The sequence below is a fragment of the Arthrobacter mobilis genome (assembly GCF_012395835.1).
GTDB lineage: Bacteria > Actinomycetota > Actinomycetes > Actinomycetales > Micrococcaceae > Crystallibacter > Crystallibacter mobilis.
Genome location: NZ_JAAZSQ010000001.1, coordinates 189733 through 206828 on the forward strand (window position 1 = coordinate 189733; position 17096 = coordinate 206828).

At 66.4% G+C, this 17096-nt stretch carries 16 protein-coding genes; 11 read left to right on the forward strand and 5 right to left on the reverse strand.

Annotated features, from left to right (window positions below; all coding sequences use genetic code 11):
• Window positions 1-22 precede the first annotated feature (22 nt).
• The gene (gene nhaA / locus HGG74_RS00920; protein ID WP_168484464.1) at window positions 23-1363 is read left to right on the forward strand and encodes a Na+/H+ antiporter NhaA; all 1341 of its coding nucleotides are present in this window, start codon (window positions 23-25) and stop codon (window positions 1361-1363) included.
• Window positions 1364-1479: 116 nt separating this feature from the next.
• Here nhaA and HGG74_RS00925 read toward each other — a convergent pair whose 3' ends face one another.
• The 4 genes from HGG74_RS00925 to HGG74_RS00940 form a co-directional block, all read right to left on the reverse strand.
• On the reverse strand, window positions 1480-2289 hold the full coding sequence (locus tag HGG74_RS00925; protein WP_168484465.1) for a MoaF C-terminal domain-containing protein: 810 nt from the start codon (window positions 2287-2289) through the stop codon (window positions 1480-1482).
• 123 nt (window positions 2290-2412) lie between these two features.
• Window positions 2413-3705, reverse strand: coding sequence for a flavin monoamine oxidase family protein (locus HGG74_RS00930; protein WP_168484466.1), 1293 nt, complete (start codon window positions 3703-3705; stop codon window positions 2413-2415).
• 22 nt (window positions 3706-3727) lie between these two features.
• Window positions 3728-4063 carry a cupin domain-containing protein gene (locus tag HGG74_RS00935; protein ID WP_168484467.1) on the reverse strand — a complete coding sequence of 112 codons (336 nt, stop codon included), beginning with the start codon at window positions 4061-4063 and terminating at the stop codon, window positions 3728-3730.
• 49 nt (window positions 4064-4112) lie between these two features.
• Window positions 4113-5561 carry an APC family permease gene (locus HGG74_RS00940; RefSeq protein WP_168484468.1) on the reverse strand — a complete coding sequence of 483 codons (1449 nt, stop codon included), beginning with the start codon at window positions 5559-5561 and terminating at the stop codon, window positions 4113-4115.
• Window positions 5562-5790: 229 nt separating this feature from the next.
• Between HGG74_RS00940 and HGG74_RS00945 the strand changes: the two genes are divergently transcribed.
• The 8 genes from HGG74_RS00945 to HGG74_RS00980 all read left to right on the forward strand — a co-directional run bounded on the left by HGG74_RS00945 (window position 5791) and on the right by HGG74_RS00980 (window position 14350).
• Window positions 5791-6402 carry a TetR/AcrR family transcriptional regulator gene (locus tag HGG74_RS00945; RefSeq protein ID WP_168484469.1) on the forward strand — a complete coding sequence of 204 codons (612 nt, stop codon included), beginning with the start codon at window positions 5791-5793 and terminating at the stop codon, window positions 6400-6402.
• Window positions 6403-6658: 256 nt separating this feature from the next.
• The gene (locus HGG74_RS00950) at window positions 6659-7828 is read left to right on the forward strand and encodes an ABC transporter substrate-binding protein (RefSeq protein WP_168484470.1); all 1170 of its coding nucleotides are present in this window, start codon (window positions 6659-6661) and stop codon (window positions 7826-7828) included.
• A gap of 22 nt (window positions 7829-7850) precedes the next feature.
• On the forward strand, window positions 7851-8708 hold the full coding sequence (locus HGG74_RS00955) for a branched-chain amino acid ABC transporter permease (RefSeq protein ID WP_168484471.1): 858 nt from the start codon (window positions 7851-7853) through the stop codon (window positions 8706-8708).
• Window positions 8695-10413, forward strand: coding sequence for a branched-chain amino acid ABC transporter ATP-binding protein/permease (locus tag HGG74_RS00960; protein WP_168484472.1), 1719 nt, complete (start codon window positions 8695-8697; stop codon window positions 10411-10413). The genes HGG74_RS00955 and HGG74_RS00960 overlap by 14 nt, the downstream gene beginning before the upstream one ends.
• On the forward strand, window positions 10410-11102 hold the full coding sequence (locus tag HGG74_RS00965; protein ID WP_168484473.1) for an ABC transporter ATP-binding protein: 693 nt from the start codon (window positions 10410-10412) through the stop codon (window positions 11100-11102). Before HGG74_RS00960 ends, HGG74_RS00965 begins: the two co-directional genes overlap by 4 nt.
• Window positions 11103-11131: 29 nt before the next feature.
• The gene (locus tag HGG74_RS00970) at window positions 11132-11557 is read left to right on the forward strand and encodes a nuclear transport factor 2 family protein (RefSeq protein WP_168484474.1); all 426 of its coding nucleotides are present in this window, start codon (window positions 11132-11134) and stop codon (window positions 11555-11557) included.
• Window positions 11558-11584: 27 nt separating this feature from the next.
• Window positions 11585-13153, forward strand: coding sequence for an amidohydrolase (locus tag HGG74_RS00975; protein ID WP_168484475.1), 1569 nt, complete (start codon window positions 11585-11587; stop codon window positions 13151-13153).
• 84 nt (window positions 13154-13237) lie between these two features.
• Window positions 13238-14350 (forward strand): alanine racemase, encoded by a 1113-nt coding sequence (locus tag HGG74_RS00980; protein WP_168484476.1) that lies wholly within the window; start codon window positions 13238-13240, stop codon window positions 14348-14350.
• 2 nt (window positions 14351-14352) lie between these two features.
• Here HGG74_RS00980 and HGG74_RS00985 read toward each other — a convergent pair whose 3' ends face one another.
• The gene (locus tag HGG74_RS00985) at window positions 14353-14799 is read right to left on the reverse strand and encodes a UPF0158 family protein (RefSeq protein WP_168484477.1); all 447 of its coding nucleotides are present in this window, start codon (window positions 14797-14799) and stop codon (window positions 14353-14355) included.
• A 260-nt stretch (window positions 14800-15059) separates the two neighbouring features.
• Here HGG74_RS00985 and HGG74_RS00990 point away from each other — a divergent pair, with 260 nt between their 5' ends.
• Both HGG74_RS00990 and HGG74_RS00995 read left to right on the forward strand, forming a co-directional pair.
• On the forward strand, window positions 15060-16595 hold the full coding sequence (locus tag HGG74_RS00990) for a GMC family oxidoreductase (RefSeq protein WP_168484478.1): 1536 nt from the start codon (window positions 15060-15062) through the stop codon (window positions 16593-16595).
• Window positions 16596-16728: 133 nt separating this feature from the next.
• Window positions 16729-17096, forward strand: a 368-nt coding sequence (locus HGG74_RS00995; protein ID WP_512698799.1) for a DUF8189 domain-containing protein, incomplete at its 3' end; no start/stop codon positions are given.

Consider the following 17096-nt stretch of genomic DNA (forward strand, 5'->3'; position numbering starts at 1 on the left):
TGCCGACCCCTGAGGAGCCCCGATGGCCAACATCCCCAACCGCCCGAAGCCGCCCGTCCTGGGCCGGGGCAGCTACAGCGAAGCCCTGCGCATCGGCGAAATCCTGCGCAAGGAAACCGTCGGCGGCGCCCTGCTGGTGGCCGCCGCCCTGGTCGCCCTGGTCTGGGCCAATTCACCGGCCGCGGACAGCTACTTCGCGCTGCGGGACTTGAAGGTCGGCTACGAGCCGTGGCATCTGGACCTGAGCCTGGGCGCCTGGGCCGCGGACGGGCTGCTGGCCATCTTCTTCTTCCTCGTCGGGCTGGAACTCAAGCGCGAGTTCGTGGCCGGGGACCTGCGCCAGCCGGCCAAGGCCATGGTCCCGGTGGCCGCGGCCGCCGGCGGCGTGGTGGTCCCGGCGTTGATCTATGCGGCGGTGAACTGGGGCAGCGCCGAAGCGCTGCGGGGCTGGGCGATTCCGACGGCGACCGACATCGCCTTCGCCGTCGCGGTCCTGGCCGTCATCGGTTCCCACCTGCCCAGCGCGCTGCGGATCTTCCTGCTCACGCTGGCGGTGGTCGATGACCTGATCGCCATCGCCATCATCGCCGTCTTCTACACCAGCGAAATCCACGTCGGCCCGCTGCTGCTGACGCTCATCCCGGTGGCGGTCTATGCGTTCCTGGCGCAGAAATACCGCCGCTTCTTCGGCGTGCGCCCGGCGGCGGCGTGGCTGATCCTGCTGCCCATCGGGATCGTGGCCTGGGCCCTGCTGCATGCCTCGGGCATCCACGCCACCATTGCCGGCGTCGTGCTGGGCTTCACCATCCCGGTGCTGCGCAGCAAGGCCTCCGGCGGTCCGGAGGCAGGCCCCGGACTGGCCGAAATCCTCGAACACCGGTTCCGGCCCGTCTCCGCCGGATTCGCCGTCCCGGTCTTCGCCTTTTTCTCCGCCGGCGTGGCCATCGGCGGCGCCGAGGGCCTGGCCTCGCTCCTGACCGATACCGTGGCCCTGGGCATTCTCGCCGGCCTGGTGCTGGGCAAGCCCATTGGCATCGTGGGCACCACCTGGCTAATGAGCAAGTTCACCCGCGCCGAGCTGGATCCCTCGCTGAAGTGGATCGACCTGCTGGGCATGTCGGTACTGGCCGGGATCGGCTTCACGGTCTCGCTGCTGGTGGCCGAGCTGAGCTTCGGGCTCGGCAGCGAGCACAACGACCACGCCAAGGTCGCCATCCTGGCCGCGTCCCTGCTGGCCGCGCTCCTGGCCGCGGTCATCCTGCGTGCCCGCAACCGGCACTATCACCGGATCGAGGCCGAGGAGCGGGTGGACGCGGACCGCGACGGCATTCCGGACGTCTACCAGCAGGACGGCAGCGCGTAGGGGATACGTTCCCCGGGGCGCCCCGCCCATACCGCAGCGAAACGGATTGGCCGTTAATCACCTGGCGGAGACGGGCGGCGGCCTGCCGGGCCCGTTCCTGTCCCTGCTACTGGTGGTCAATGCTTGTTGTGGTCCTGTGGGTACCCAGTGGTGTTGAGTACGCTGAGCCGGGAGTTGAAGGGCAGGACCACGGGTGCGTCCGTCGAATCGTCCCAGCCGAACATGCGGCCGATCGAACGCTGTTCGCGCAGGTCGACCAGCAGCACGGCTTCGACGGTCATGACCTTCTCCGTCCAGAAGAAGAGGAACAGGTCCTGGTCGATGTCGAACACCATGCTGCGTTCGACATCGGCCAGTCCCTTTTCGCCGCCGCGTATGCAGTGCCAGACGAAGGTTCCGGGATTCAAATAGATGTGTTCATAGCTTTCGACGTCGCTGTACCGGTAGTAAATGCGTTTGCCGACCAGCCCCGACGAGCGCTGGTGCAGTCCGCCGGCGGCGGATTCGGTCTTCGCGTGAATGAATTCGGTGGCGGCGCGGGTCCGCCCGTCCTCGTCCACAAACCGGGAAACGGCGATGGTGGCGACACCGGTGTTGCGGTTGAAGACGATGGTCGTGTGCTGCATGGCGCGGTTTTCACCGTGGATGATGTCGATGATGAAGATGCCGTTCCGGGCTTCGATGGCCTTGTAGCTGGCGTCGACTTCCTGGTCGGCGCCAGTACCCGCGGTGGTCCAGGCCAGCGACGAACCGTCATGGAAGACGAACCGGAATTCGCGTCCGTCCTCGGCATGAAGCGACACGGTGGTGCCGGCCAGCGCGGTGGAGGCAGGCAGGGTCTGGTCGCCGAATCCCTCCAGCATGGTGGCTACGGTGGGCCATTCATCCACGGGGACGAAGTCCTGGAACTGTTCGGTGGCTGCCATGGTGATATCTCCTCAGGTGGGTAGTTAAAAGGGAGGGGTGTTGGGCACCGGCAGGTGCCGCCTGGGCTGCCGTCGTTGTCAGGGAGCGGACGACGACGGCGGCTGCCGTATCTGCTTCGGCGTTTACGTCAGCAAGGCATGCACCGCCCGGGCGGCGGTGAAGCCGCTTTCGATGGCGCCGTCGATGAAGCCGCCCCAGCCGCTGGCGTAGTCCGAGCCGGCCAGGAAGAGACGGCCTTCGGGCCGCTGCATCTCTTCGAGGTGTTCGGAGAGGTAGCCTGTGTAGTGCATCGGCCAGGTGGAGCGGCTGAACCCGTCGTCCACCCAGTTGTGACCGGTGACCTCGAGGACCTCGATGCCGGGGATGAGCTGCTCCAGCACCGCCTGCACCGCGGCAGTATCCTCCACATCCACCGCGTGGCCGTCGGGGCCGAAGGCCACCAGGGTGGTCGAGTCCTCGTCGAAGTACTCGGACTGGATGAAGTGCAGCGGCCAGTCCTCGGCGCCGAAGGCCACGAAGCGGTCCCAGCGACCCCTGACCTTGATCCACAGCTTGGCACCGCGGCCGGCCTGGCCGCGGGCGGCGGCCGCCTGCTTGCCCGCGGAGAGCGCGGGGGAGAACTCCACGGTATCCAGCGCGTTCAGCGGCAGCGTGACGACGACGGCGCGGGCCGCGTGAGTGCGCCCGTCCGCGGTGGTGACGCGCACGCCGTCCTCGTCCTGCTCCACCTTGGTGACCACGGTGTCCAGCTCCAGCTCGGCGCCGGCGTCGGCCAGGATGGCCTCGGCCAAGGCCACGGTCCCGCCTTCGACCTTGTATGTGGCGCAGGCTTCGAACATCAACATCCAGTCCCCGCTGGCGGCCGAGCACCAGCGCAGCGCCTGGGTGAAGGCGGCCTCGTCCAGCTTGCCGTTGAAGTTCAGCGACCAGAAGGTGCGCAGCAGTTGGCGCTGCTCGTTGTCCAGGCCGAGCGCATCGATGCGGTCCGAGAGGCTGTCCTGGTCCGCGTCCTTGACCGCCGGATTGGCCAGCGGCTGGTAGGGCAGCGGGACAAGCTCGCGGGTGCCGGACAGCAGGCGCCGGTTCGGTTCGTCGATGATCTGCAGGATTCGTTCGGCCGGGCCTTCGTGGCGCTGCCCGCCGGCCCACCAATAGGCCTTTTCGAACTCCGGGCCGCCCACGGGACGGATGCCGTACCGGGTCATTTCGGCCCAGACGTGCGGCTGGACCCAGTGCACCCAGGTGCCGCCAAGTTCCAGGTTCCGGCCCATCCGGTGCTCGGTCCAGGTGCGCCCGGCGATCCGGTCCCGGGCCTCCAGGATCCTGACCGTGTGGCCCTTGGCGGTCAGTTCGCGGGCGGAGGTCAGGCCGGCGAAGCCGGCGCCGATGACGATGACGTCGGTGATGTCTGCCATGGTTGTTGTCCTCTAAGTCCGGTCAGCTGTAGACGAAGAACTCGATAGTCGGCTCGACGACCGTCCAGCGGGTCTTGGCGCCCTTGGAGAAGGAGGCCATGGAACCGGCCTTCAGTTCGAAGGTGTCCCCGCCGATGACCTCGATGCGCAGGTGGCCGGAGACGATGTAGACCGTCTCGTCCTCGGTGATCGGCAGGTCGAAGGTTTCCGGGGCGTCCTCCGGGGTCACGCTCCAGATCCCGGCGGACAGCGCCTGGTTGCCGCCATCGCCGGGCCGGCGCAGCCACTGGACCTGGCCAACCTCGAAGGGCTCGAACACGGACGGGTCATGGTCGGCGTGGAAGACGGGTGCGGACATGGGAATCTCCTTATTCATTGGGGTTGTAACGGTCGGTAGGTGAAAGATGTCAGGCGGCCGGCCGGGGATCTCTGACCAGCGGCAGGTTGTCCTGGACCTTGCGGCGGATCACGAACAGGACCAGCGAGAGCAGCAGGATCCCGGCGCCGATGGCCAGTTCCAGCGGTCCGCCGTAGCCAGTGATTTCCGAGGAGAGCGCGCCGATGACCAGGACGGCGGCGCCGTAGACGGTCAGCGCGGCGGCGAGCGGGACGGCGTAGGCACCGGCACGGAAGGGCCTCTCCATGCGCGGGTGGTCGCGGCGGAGCACCAGGAAGCCGGCCACGGCCAGCAGGATGGCCAGCAGGTAGCCGAGGTTGGCGGCGACCAGGATGGAGATCGGGTTGGCGACCAGGATGATCAGGACAATGTTCATCACGACGGCGGTCCACAGCGCCCGGGCCGGGATGCCGTGCCGGTTGAGCTTTTCGAGCTGGCGCGGGACCAGCCCGTCCAGGGCCGCCCCGTACAGGGCCCGGGAGGCATCGGCCATGCCGGAGTTCACTCCCATCAGCAGGGCGCCGAGCAGGATGAGCAGCATGATGTCCGCCACCGGGCCGACGGGCAGGACGGCAGCGAAGGCATTGACGAAGATGCCGCCGACGTCGGCCGACGCCGCCTCCTGGTCCACCAGGCCGCCGACTCCCAGGGGCACCAGGGCGAACATCAGGAAGGTATAGCCGCCGGAGGTGAACAGCGCCTTGCGGGCGTCCTTCGTGGAGCGGTATTCGGGCGTGAACGCCGCGCACATTTCGGTGCCGTAGGCGGTCCAGCCGATCAGGTACAGCCAGGCGATGGCGTTCTGCCAGCCGCCCCAGGCGTCCGCGCCCGGTCCGCCCAGGCCCCAGGTCAGGTTCGCCGCGTCCCACTGCCCGCTGATGGCCGGAGCGGCGATGAACATCAGCAGCGGAATCAGGAGCGCGGCGCCGACCACCTTGTTGACCCATGCGGCCGGCTGGGCGCCGAACAGGTTCGGGACGAGGATGGCCAGGATGATGCCGATGCCCAGCAGCTGTCCCAAGCCCAGCTGGGCTACGCCGAGGTTGAGCGCCCAGGTCTGCTCGGGGAACCACCGGGCCTGGATCACGCCGCCGGCGGTGACGCTGACGATCGAGAGCACCGCTGCCCAGCCGAACCAGTAGCCGAAGGAGGCGATGGCCCCGGCCGGGGCGAAGCGTCCGCGCCAGGCCTCGTAGGCATAGGTCGGCACGCCGCCGGGCTTGTCCTTGAACATGGAGGCCATCTCGGCGAAGAGGTTGTTCTGCAGCCAGCCGATGGCCGAGGCCAAGGCCCACAGGACCAGGGCCGAGAGCGCGCCGATGGCGGCCATGGTGGCACCGAAGGAGACGAAAATGCCGCCGGAGACGGCCATGGCCAGGGCGAACGCATCCTGCCAGCGCAGCGTACGCTGCAGCGCGGAGCTGTGCTCGGCCGGGACCGTCTGGGGTTCGTGGGTCATCCGATGACCTTTCGGGAAGACCCGCCGCACGGTTTGCTGCGGGCTCAAGGCCCGGCAGGCAGGGTATATGGCGGCGGTAGGGGAGGAAGCTTTGAACTGCAGGGCCACTTTTCATGTGACCAGCAGCACGTTCATCAACTATGCATTTGCTTAGTTGTATTCGTCAAGGGGCTCGCTTGGCGGCACCCGGCAGGCAGCTGCGGTGCCGGCTTCCAGATAGACTCGTTCCATGCCCAAAACGGACAAGGCCCGCAGGTACGGTGAAGGCCGCGAAGCGCTCCTTGCTGCAGTCGTGCACGTGGTCGCGGATAAGGGGCTGCGCGGGTTGACCTACCGGGCCGTGGCAGAACGTGCGGGTGTGAACAACACACTCATTGCCCACCACTTCGGTTCCCGCGACGCGCTGCTGGAGGCGGCGATGCAGTGGGCCTCCGAGCGGTCGATCCAGCTGAGCGATCTGTCTGCTACCGAAGAAGTCGATGAGGACTTCGCCCGCGCCCTGGTCGACATGGTGGCCTCCGACCCTGACCTGCAACTCTTCCAGTTTGAGATGATCTTCGAGTCCCGCCGCAGGCCCGAGCTGCGGCCGGCGGTCTTGAAGCTCTACAACAGTTACATCGGCTCCCTCGAAAACGCCTTGATGCGCCGCGGCTACACTTCGCCTGCCTCGCTGGCCCGGGCGATCTTTGCAGCCTTGGATGGGCTGGTGATCCAGCAGTTGACCGTTGCCGACCCGGAGAGCATCTACGCGGCCGTGGTCCGGGTGGGTGAACTGCTGGCGTCACAGCCGCACTTCGAGCACGCAGAGCCGGCGGGGCCGGCAACCCGCATCCAGTCCTAGCCTTCGCGGCAGCGCGGGTGGGTGCTGCCCAAGCGTTTGTTGCCCGCTGTCCTGCAGCCGACGTGAAACTTTCCGGAAGTTCTCAATAAGCTCTTGACGGCAAAACTAAGCAGATGCTTGAATCTTCCGCAGTGATGGTGCCTCGCACCGTCCAAGGGGACGTCGCCAAGCCATGTGCAGTTTCCCACCATTCCGGGCCCAATACATTTGTTTGACCCTGCATACCTCCAACTTCATGACTTCACTGAGGATTCGCATGAAATTTAGGAAAGCCAGCGCTATAACAGCGGCTGCGCTTGTCGCCGTCGGATTTTCCGCCTGCGGAAGTGCCGCCCAGAGCGGCGAAGGAACGATCAAGATTGGATCCGTCAGCTCGATTACGGGGCCGGTTCCATTCCCGGAAGTCCCGGCGGCAGCCAAGGCGGTTTTTGACCGGGTAAATGCCGAAGGGGGCATTGACGGAAGGCAGATTGAGTACATCCTGGAAGACGATAAGGGGGATCCGGGGGCGGCCAGCCAGGCGGCGCGACTGCTGGTTGACGAAAAGGGAATCGTGGCTTCCGCAGGGTCGGCGAGTATGGTCGAGTGCAGCGCCAATGCCGCATATTACGCCCAGAACGATGTGAGCGTGGTCGCCGGGACCGGTGTGGACCCGGCCTGCTTCAAGTCCGCAAGTATCTCGCCGGTGAATACCGGCCCCTTCGAGGGCTACACGTCGCTGCTTTATTTCGCGTCGGAAGAACTCAAGCACGAGAAAATCTGCTCCATCATCCTGGGCCTGCCGGGGCTGACGGAGAGCTACCGGGAATCAATTGAGCGCTGGAGCCGGATGACCGGCAAGCAGCCCGCTCTGGTCGATACATCGGTCACCTTCGGGGCCGATCCCACCCCGGCGATCCTTGCAGCCAAGGAAGCCCGGTGCGACGCCGTGGTCTTCAACTCCACCGAGCCGACGGCCATATCCTTCATGAAATCCGTAAAGCAGCAGGGGCTGCTGGAAAGTATGGACTGGCTGACAATTACGGCTGCCTATACGGATTCCGCCATTAAAGCGCTCCAGAACCAGGACACCCTTGGTCTGTACGTGAATTCGGAATTTACTCCGTACACGTCCGACGCCAAAGAACTTGAAGACTGGCGGAAGACGCTGACAGAGGCTGACGTGCCGCTGACCTCGTTGTCAATGGGAGGATACCTGTCCGCCACAATTCTGGTGGACGTGCTGAAGGGAATCGACGGGGAAATTACCAGGGAGTCAGTTTCGGAGGCGCTGCGCGCACTGGAATCCTACGAGACCCCATTGATGGGAACCCCGTATTCCTTCGGTACGGAAAGCGCCCACAATTCCAACCAGGCCTCGAAGATGGTGCAGGCGACGGACGAAGGCTGGAAAGCCGCGTCCGACGACTGGATCCGCCTGCCGTAACGCGACGGAAAAATAGAATTCCATGTTGGAAGGACTTGTCGCCGGACTCGTCTCCGGCGCAGCCTATGCAATCCTCGGCGTCTGCGCTGTTGTCCTGTTCCGCCTGATCGGCGTGCTCGACTTCAGCCAGGCCGCTGTGGGAGCTTTTGGGGCGTACCTGACCTATGTCCTGTTTGGTGCCGGATGGCCAATCCTGGCGGCGGCGCCGGTCGGTATCGCCTGTTCGGGCCTGCTCGCCTGCCTCCTGGGCATGGGGATGGCGGCCTGGTTCTCCGAATCGGGGATCATGACCAGGTCGGCAGTCACCATCGCGACCCTGATCCTGCTCCTGGCCGCCGGCTTTCGGGCATTCGGCAACGTATCCCGCACCATTCCCGAGGTGGTTCCGGCCCTGACCTTTGACGTCGCCGGTGTCCGGATTTCCCTCGGAACGCTCGTTTCCATTGGTGTCGCCGTCGCTGTGGCCGCCGCGGTCACGCTCTTTCTGCGCCGGACCAAAACCGGGCTGCAGTTGCGGGCCGTCGCGGAACGCCCAACCACTGCCGAACTCCTGGGGATCAATGCCAGGTCCCTGTCCATCATTGTCTGGCTGGTGGTCGGCTGCCTGTCGTGCATGGCCATTCTGCTGGTCGCACCCACCCAGAGCCCTACATTTATGACGCTCTCGTTCCTGATCGTTCCGGCCATGGCGGCCGGTCTTGTCGGCGGATTTTCCAGCGTCTGGCTGGCCATCGCCGGGGGCCTGGGCATCGGCGCCCTGGAGGGAATCGGGTCCCGGATGGAAGCGGTTGCGGATTACCGGGCTGCCATACCGTTCCTGGTCATCGTGGTGCTCCTGGTGTGGGTGAGAAGAAAGGAAGTCTGGGATGAGGCCCGATAAGAAACACGTCGCGTTATGGGCTGCTTTCGCAGTCCTGGTCTGCTCAGTACCGTTCATCCTGCCGAAGTACTGGGTTTTCCTCTTCACCACCATGGCAGTTTCGACGCTTGTTGCCCGAAGCGTCGGGGTCGTGACCAACCAGGCGGGCCTGCTCTCGATCTGCCAAATGTCCTTTGCCGCCGTCGGCGGCTGGGTCGTGGCCGGGATCAACGACCTGGGCTGGCAGATGGGTTTTCCGCTGATGGTGCTCGCCGGCGGTCTCGTGGCTCTGCCGCTTGGCTTGGTCATCGGCCTGCCGGCCCTGCGTGTGCGCGGGGTGGAACTGGGGGTCGTGACACTGGGCTTTGCCGTGGCCCTGGACCTGTACCTGCGCAGGGGCAGCTTCCCGGGAACCGGCGAGGGCAAACCGGTTATCCCGGACGCCCCGTTTGCCAACAGCATCTGGTTCTATTTCCTCGCCTGGGCCGTGGTCGGCCTGCTGTGCGTCCTGCTGTGGTGGGCACGTCACCGGCCCCTGGGCCTGGCATGGGCAGCGGTCCGCACCAGCGAACGTGCAGCCGCAGCTTTGGGTGTGGACGTCGCACGGGCCAAGATTTCCGCATTCGGGACGGCGGCCTTCATGGCCGGTACCGCAGGGGGCCTCATGGCAGGACAGTTCGGGCTGCTCACCACCGACGTGTTCACACCGGTCAGTTCCATGGTCTATTTCGCCGTCGCCATCACCACGGGCGCCGGGGTCCTGAGCGGGGCGCTGCTGGCCGGCGCGCTCATCACCCTCGTTCCCGAACTGCTCCGCAGACTCGGCCTGCCTCTTGACCTGGGCGACCTGATCTTCGCAGCGGGGGCAATCGACACCCTGCGCCGGGGACAGGGAGGGATCTCGGACCAGATTGCCGCCAGGATGGCCGGCAGAAAATATGCGGACAAGCAAAGATCCTGCGCGATGGCACCGGAACTCCCCGACCTCACGTTCTGGCAGAAACCGGACACCGCAGCCGACGTGCTCACCGTGGACGGGCTGACGGTCACCTACGGACAAAACAAGGCCCTGGACAACGTTTCCCTTAGTATCGGCCGGCAGCAGGTGCACGCCCTGGTCGGCCCGAACGGCGCCGGAAAGTCCACATTCGTCGACGCCGTCACCGGCTTCCTCGCCTCGTACCGGGGCAGCGTCAAGGTCAATGGCTCAACTGTCGACCGTTTGAGCGCGCACCGCCGCGTCACCTCCGGCATCCGCCGGACGTTCCAGCAAAGCCGTGTCATCGACTCGCTCACCATAGGGGACTATATCCGCCTGGCCGGGGGGCGGGAACACAGCAGGGAGTCAGGACCTGCACTCAAGGAATTCTTCGGCCTGCCCCCGCTGGACACACCGGTCAGTCTGCTGGATGTCGGTTCACGGAGGATTCTGGAAATCGCCGCAGCCCTCGCCGCGCGTCCTGCACTGCTCCTGCTCGACGAACCAGCGGCCGGACTGGACGAATCAGACAGCATTGGTCTGGCCCGCCGCATCGCCGCCATTCCCAAGGTATTCGGTGCCAGCGTCCTGCTCATTGAACACGACATGCATCTGGTCCGCTCGGCCGCATCAGCAGTGACCGTCCTGGACTTTGGCCAGGTAATCGCCACCGGCCAAGTCGATGAGGTTCTTGCGGATGAACGGGTCATCAGCGCCTATCTGGGCAAGGAGGTCAGCGAACTATGAACCAAGGTTTGGCCGTTCGCAATCTGGACGTGGACAGGGGCGGACTGCGTATCTGCAGGGACGTCAGCCTCACCGTGCGGCCGGGACAGGTATCGGTCCTCCTCGGTGCAAACGGCGCAGGCAAGAGTTCCCTGCTGGACGGCATCACGGGAGTCGTTGCTACCTCGAAGGGAACTATCGAGTTGGACGGACAGCCGCTGCACAACCGGCGGCGGCCCCACCGTGCACGCATGGGATTAAGCTACGTCGAGCAGGGCAGGGCCGTTTTCTCCCAGCTGTCCGTGGAAGAAAACATTCTCATTGTCGGAGGCCCCCAAGGAGCCAGGGACGCTTTCGAGCTGTTCCCCCGGCTTGCCGAACGCCGCTCACTCAGCGCCGGTCTCCTCTCGGGAGGGGAGCAGCAGATGCTGCTGGTGGCACGGGCCATGGCCATGAAACCGAAAGTCCTTCTGCTCGACGAACTGTCCCTGGGCCTGGCCCCTGTCATCGTCCAGACGCTGCTGGCTACGGTGCGCAAGCTGGCCGACGAGGGTCTGGCCGTCCTGCTGGTTGAGCAGTTTGCGGCACTTGCTCTGGCCATCGGCGACAGCGCCTACGTTCTGAACCGCGGCCAGATCGTCTTCAACGGCTCCTGCGAGCAGCTCAAGGCAGACCCGGCAGTGCTCGAAGCCGCCTACCTATCCGTTTAGCCCCGGCTTAACCATCTGGAAGGAAAAGAATGATCCCCACCACCCATCAGACCGTCGAACTCGCCGAGGGGCTCTACCAGGCCTACAACGACAGGAACCTGGACGCCTGGCTGTCGTGCTTTGCCGAGGACGCACTCTGGCTGAACATCCCCACCGGGGAACGCTATGTGGGACCCGAAGGCCAAAAGGATAACTTCACTGCCTGGAACACCCCGTTCCCGCGGGGCAGGTGCGAAGACCTCGTCATCCGGGGAGGAGATGGTTTCGTTGTCGCCGAGTTCAACGGCGTCGGCGTGCATGAAGGGCCGCTGGCGACACCCGAGGGGGAGGTCGCGCCGACCTTCAAATCCACCTCGCTGGCCTTCTGCGACGTGCACACCGTCCGCGACGGCAAAATCACCGAAACCCACCGCTACTGGGACCTGGCCGGCGCCGCCGCTCAGCTCGGACTGTAACCACGGTTCACGGAAAGGACACAGGACATGAAAACAGCATTCATCAACGCCAGCATCTACACCGTTAATCCGGACCAGCCGTGGGCAGAGGCCCTGCTGGTGGAAGACGGGAAAATCAGCGCCGTCGGTAGCGAGGGTGAAGTGCGCGACGCCGCACCCGAGGGCACGGATTTCGTGGACCTGGACGGCCGCATGGTCATGCCGGGCATCCACGATGCCCATCTCCACCTGCTCTTCAGCGGCCTGAAGTTCAGGTTCGAACCCCGCCTGAGCCCGGGAGCGGCCCCGCAGCAGATCATCGAAGACCTCAAGACCTGCCACTGCCACGGGCCGAAGGACGCAGCCGGGAACGAATGGATCATCGGCGGTGAATTCTTCCCGCCTGCCTTCGGCGACGAAGGGGTCGACCGGCGCTTCCTGGATGAAGCCTTCCCGGAGCAGCCGGTCTTCCTTTACGACTACTCGATCCACCACGGGCTGGCCAACAGCCGGGCTCTGGAACTGGCAGGCATCAGCGATTCCGTGGACGATCCCCGCGGCGGGCGTTTCATTCGCCGGGAAGGCACCGGGGAGCTGACCGGCGAACTGGTCGAGCAGGCACGCTGGCCGGTCATGCGGGCCATGCCCGGCCACCCGGACCAGACCAACGCCGAAGCCGTTGCCTGGGCCGTGTCCATGTGCCACAAGTACGGCATCACCTCGGTCCAGGAAGCATCGGCGAATCCGCCGGCGCTCCGGGCCTTCCGAACACTCGACGGCGACGGCGGCCTGAAGCTGCACATTGCCGCCCACCTGGTCTGGAAGGAGGAAGGCTTCGGCGGTGCCAGCGCAGCCGAACTGGACCGGCTGATCGAGGCACGCGACGCCTGGCGCAGCGCGCACGTGGACACCGGCTTCATCAAGATCTGGCTGGACGGCGCTCCGCTGCCGCCGCACATGACCGAGGCGGGCCTCACCGCAGACAATGCCGTCGAGGAATCGAAGATCCTCATTCCCAGCGATGAACTTGCCCGGGCTCTTGTGAAATTCGACGCCGAGGGGCTCACCGTCAAGATCCACTGCGCCGGGGAAGGCGCCATCCGCACCGCACTGGACGCCATCGCCTACGTGCGCGAACACAACGGCCCGGACGGACCTTCCCATGAAGTCGCCCACGCCGGATTCATCAGCGACCAGGACTACGGCCGGCTGCCGGAACTGAACGTCACGGCGGAAATGTCCCCCGCCTTGTGGCACATTCCCGAATACGGCCTGCAGGACGGGTTCCGCTTCAACTCGGTGCTCAAGCACGGCGCGGCCATGACGGTCGGATCGGACTGGATCATCACCGAAAGCCCCAACCTCTTCCCCGGCCTGCAGGGCATGCTCCAACACGGGGAGGAATCGGTGGACCTGGCCACCGCCATCCAATCGGTCACCATCGCCGGCGCCCGGGCGGTCAACCGGGAACAGAGCCAAGGCAGTATCGAGGTAGGCAAGTCCGCGGACTTCATCGTCCTGGACCGGAACCTCTTCGACGTTCCAGTCGACGACATCGGCACGACAGCAGTGCTCCGCACCGTCTTCGAAGGCGAAACCGTGTACGCGGCCGACTAATAGCTGGATCCGACATTCCCTGAAAGGAAGCGGTCCCGGGCAGGATTGTCCGGGATCGCTTCGCCTGCGGGATAAACTCGCAGCATGGCAGCACTCTCTCCCTCCCTGCCGCTGGACTCGCTGCCGCAGCTGCTGCTGGACGTGGCTGCGGTCGAGCACAATATCGCCGTCAAGCAGGCCTGGGCCCGGGAGCACCAGATGGTGCTGGCCCCGCACATCAAGACCACCATGACTCGCGAAATTGTCCGGCGGCAGCTGCCCGGCGCCTGGGGCGTCACCGTGGCCACGGTCGCGCAGGCGGGCCGGGCCATCGAGTGGGGCGCCGAGCGGATCCTGATCGCCAACGAGGTCATTTACGGTGCCCATCTTGGGCAGCTGCGCCGCTGGCTGGAAGCCGCCGCGCAGCTGGAGCTCTACTGCCTGGCCGATTCCGCCGCCGGCGTGCGCGCGATGGCCGAGGCCTTCGACGGTGCGCCCCGGCCGCTGCGGGTGCTCATCGATGTCGGCACGCCGGGCGGGCGCACCGGCATCCGGACCGTGGCCGAAGCCCTGCCGCTGGTGGGGCAGATTGCGGCGTCGCCGGGCCTGCTGGCCGCCGGCGTGAGCGCCTACGAGGGTGTGGTTGCCAATACCCGCACGGCGGAGAACCTGGCCCGCGTGGACACGCACTGTGCCCTGGCCCGGGAGGTCTTCGAGGCACTGCGGCCGGCATTCGGGCCCGGCCGGCCCGTCTTCAGCATTGGCGGCTCGGCATTCCAGGACCGGGCCGCCGCGTTCCTGCCCGGCGGGGCGGTGAATGTGCTGCGCTCGGGCTGCTATGTGGTGCATGACCACGGCACCTATGCGGGGGTGTCCCCGGTGCCCGGACTGGTGGCCGCCGCGGTGGTGCGGGCCCTGGTGGTTTCCGCGCCGGAGCCCGGGATGGCGGTGCTGAATGCGGGCAAGCGGGAGCTGGCGTACGACGCCGGGCTGCCGGTGGTTGTGGCGGCGTACCGGGACGGGGCGGCGCTGCCGGAGGCGGCGGGCACGGTGGCGAAGCTGTTCGACCACCACGCGGTGCTCACTCCGGCCGCTCACCTGGCGGTCGGCGACGTCGTGGACCTGGGTATTTCCCATCCCTGCTCGGTCTTCGACCGCTGGCGCGAGGTGGCGGCCGTACAGGAGGGCCGGGTGGAAACCTGGCGGCCGGCCTTCTGAGGCTACCCGTCCAGGGCGTCGTCCGCCTCGTCCGGGTCCACGACGCCGGCGTCGACCAGCCATTCGATGGCGTACCGCCGCACGCAGTCGTCGTGGAAGGCGAGCCACCGCTCCATCAGGCCGGGGAATTCATACAAGGTGTCCTTGAAGCGCCGGAACGCCCCCTTGCCGTCGATGGCCCGCCACAGCAGTTCCCGGGCCCGGCCATTGTCCACGCTCCCGATGAAGGATTCCATCAGCCGGTAGCCCTCCTGCGAGCTGATCGGCTCGACCTGGATGGCGCCGCGTCCGAGCAGATCTTCTTCCGAGCCGGCGTCCTCGACTGCGCCGCCTGACCAGATGGTCTCGCCGCTGGCCGGGTCGAACCACCAGGACATTTCCTCGAGTCCGTCCCGGAACTCGAGGGCGCTGCCCAGGTCGTCCAGGTCGATGTCGTCCAGCCTCAGCATTGCCACTCCTCGGTCCCCGGCCGCCAGGCGGCTCCGGTCTGCGGACGAATTAATGCTACGGAGGGCACCGGCCGTTCGTGCGCAACCGGCGCCGGGACACGCGGGACCGTCGGGCGTGCCGGCACCGGCCCCGCCGCCGTCGTGCACCGGTATCCATGCGGCCTGCACCAACTTACAAGCGCAGCCCCGCCCGCCGCCGCAAGACTGGAGGGACGCGCAAGCGGTGACCCACATCACGCAGTTGAGGAGAAGTGTCAAGGATGACAGCAGCAGAGTTCGATTTCATTGTGGTCGGCGCCGGGTCGGCCGGCGCCGTGGTGGCCCGCCGGCTGATCGACGCCGGCAAGACGGTGGCCGTGCTGGAGGCCGGCGGGGAGGATACCAACCCGGTGATCGCCGATGTGTTCGCCGCCGGGGCGCTGTGGCACGGGCCGGAGGACTGGGACTACTACACCACCGGGCAGGAAGGCTGCGCCGGACGGCGCCTGCACCTGCCGCGCGGGAAGGTCACAGGCGGCTCGCACGCGCTGAACGCGACCATCTGGGTCCGCGGGGCGAAGCAGGACTATGACACCTGGAACTACCTGGGCTGCCCGGGCTGGAGCTGGGACGAGGTCCTGCCGGTATTCAAGGCGATCGAGAACTACGATGGCGGCGCCTCGGACAGCCGCGGCGGTGCGGGCCTGCTGGACGTGGTGAAGGACTTCCCGATGAATCCGGTGCAGGAGGACATCCTCGAAGCCGCCCAGGAAGTCGGCATCAAGCTCAACGAGGACTACAATTCCGGCGACGTCGAAGGCGTGTCCAAGATGCAGCTGACCGTGCGCAACGGCAAGCGGTTCAACACCTGGCACGCCTACCTGAAGCCAGTGATGGGGAATGCGGACCTGACCCTGGTCACCGGCGCGCACGTGCACCGGCTGCTGATCGAGGACGGCACGGTCACCGGCGTCGAATACGAAAAGGACGGAGCCCGGCACACCCTCACCGCCGGCGAAACCATCCTGGCCGGCGGGGCCATCGGCACCCCGGCGGTGCTGCTGCGCTCCGGCGTCGGTCCGGCCGAGGAGCTGCGCGCAGCCGGCGTCGATCCGGTGCACCACCTGCCAGGGGTGGGCAAGAACCTGCACGACCACCTGCTGTCCCCGGTCATCTTCACCACCACGAAGAAGGAAGTGCCGCCGTCGCAGGTCGGTGCGGCCGAGGTCCACCACTTCTGGAAGAGCAGCCCGGACCTGGCCGTGCCGGACACCCAGCCGATCCACTTCTCCATTCCGATGTACTTCCTGGACTCGATGACCGGGCCGGAGAACGGTTTCTCCCTCATCGGCGGCATCGTGCGTCCGCTCAGCCGCGGCGAGATCACCCTCACCGGGCCCGGGCTGGCGGACGAACTGCGCATCGACCTGGGCGCGCTGGCCGAGCAGGCCGACGTCGATTCGCTGGTGGCCTCGGTCCGCCAGTGCCGGGAAATGGGACGGACGCAGGCCCTGGCCGACTGGGGTCCGGAGGAAATCTACCCCGGCCCGGAGGTTTCCGACAGCGACGAGGACCTCGAGCGCTACGTGCGCGAAACCGCCGTGACTTACCACCACCAGGTCGGCACCTGCAAGATGGGCCTGGACGCCCTCGCCGTGGTGGACCCGCGCAGCCTGAAGGTCCACGGGCTGGCCGGCGTGCGCGTGGCCGACGCCTCGGTCATGCCGCTGGTGCCCACCGGCAACACCAACGCCCCCTCGGTGCTGATCGGCGAAAAAGCCGCCGAATTCATCACCGGCATTCCGGCCGGCCAATAGGGGATCCGGCTGCCCTGAGGCGCAGGATCCGGCGTGCTGGCCGGATCCTGCGCATGTCATAACGGCGCTGTAACGGTGCCGGAGCACACTGTCCCCGGTAGTAAAGCGGCCCGCGGGTTCGAAGGAGACAGTTATGTCCTGGAGCGGCTGGACGAGTCACGGGGCACCGGCCGGCGGCTTTGCCGGCGGACCGGCGATCGTGTCGCGGAACACTTCGGTGTGCAATATCTATGTCCGGGGCAATGACAATGCGCTCTGGCAGCGGGCGTTCTTCTCCGGGTCCTGGCATCCCTGGGGCCGGCACAACGACGGCGCCTCGCTGGCCTCGGAGCCGGCTCCGGGCTCGATGGGGACCAACCACGAGCACGTGTTTGCCCGGGGCTTTGACGGGAATGTGTGGTCCAAGGCCTGGACCGGCACCGGCGGCTGGAGCGGCTGGACCAACCACGGGGCGCCTCCGGGCGGCTTTGCCGGCGGACCGGCGATCGTGTCGCGGAACAA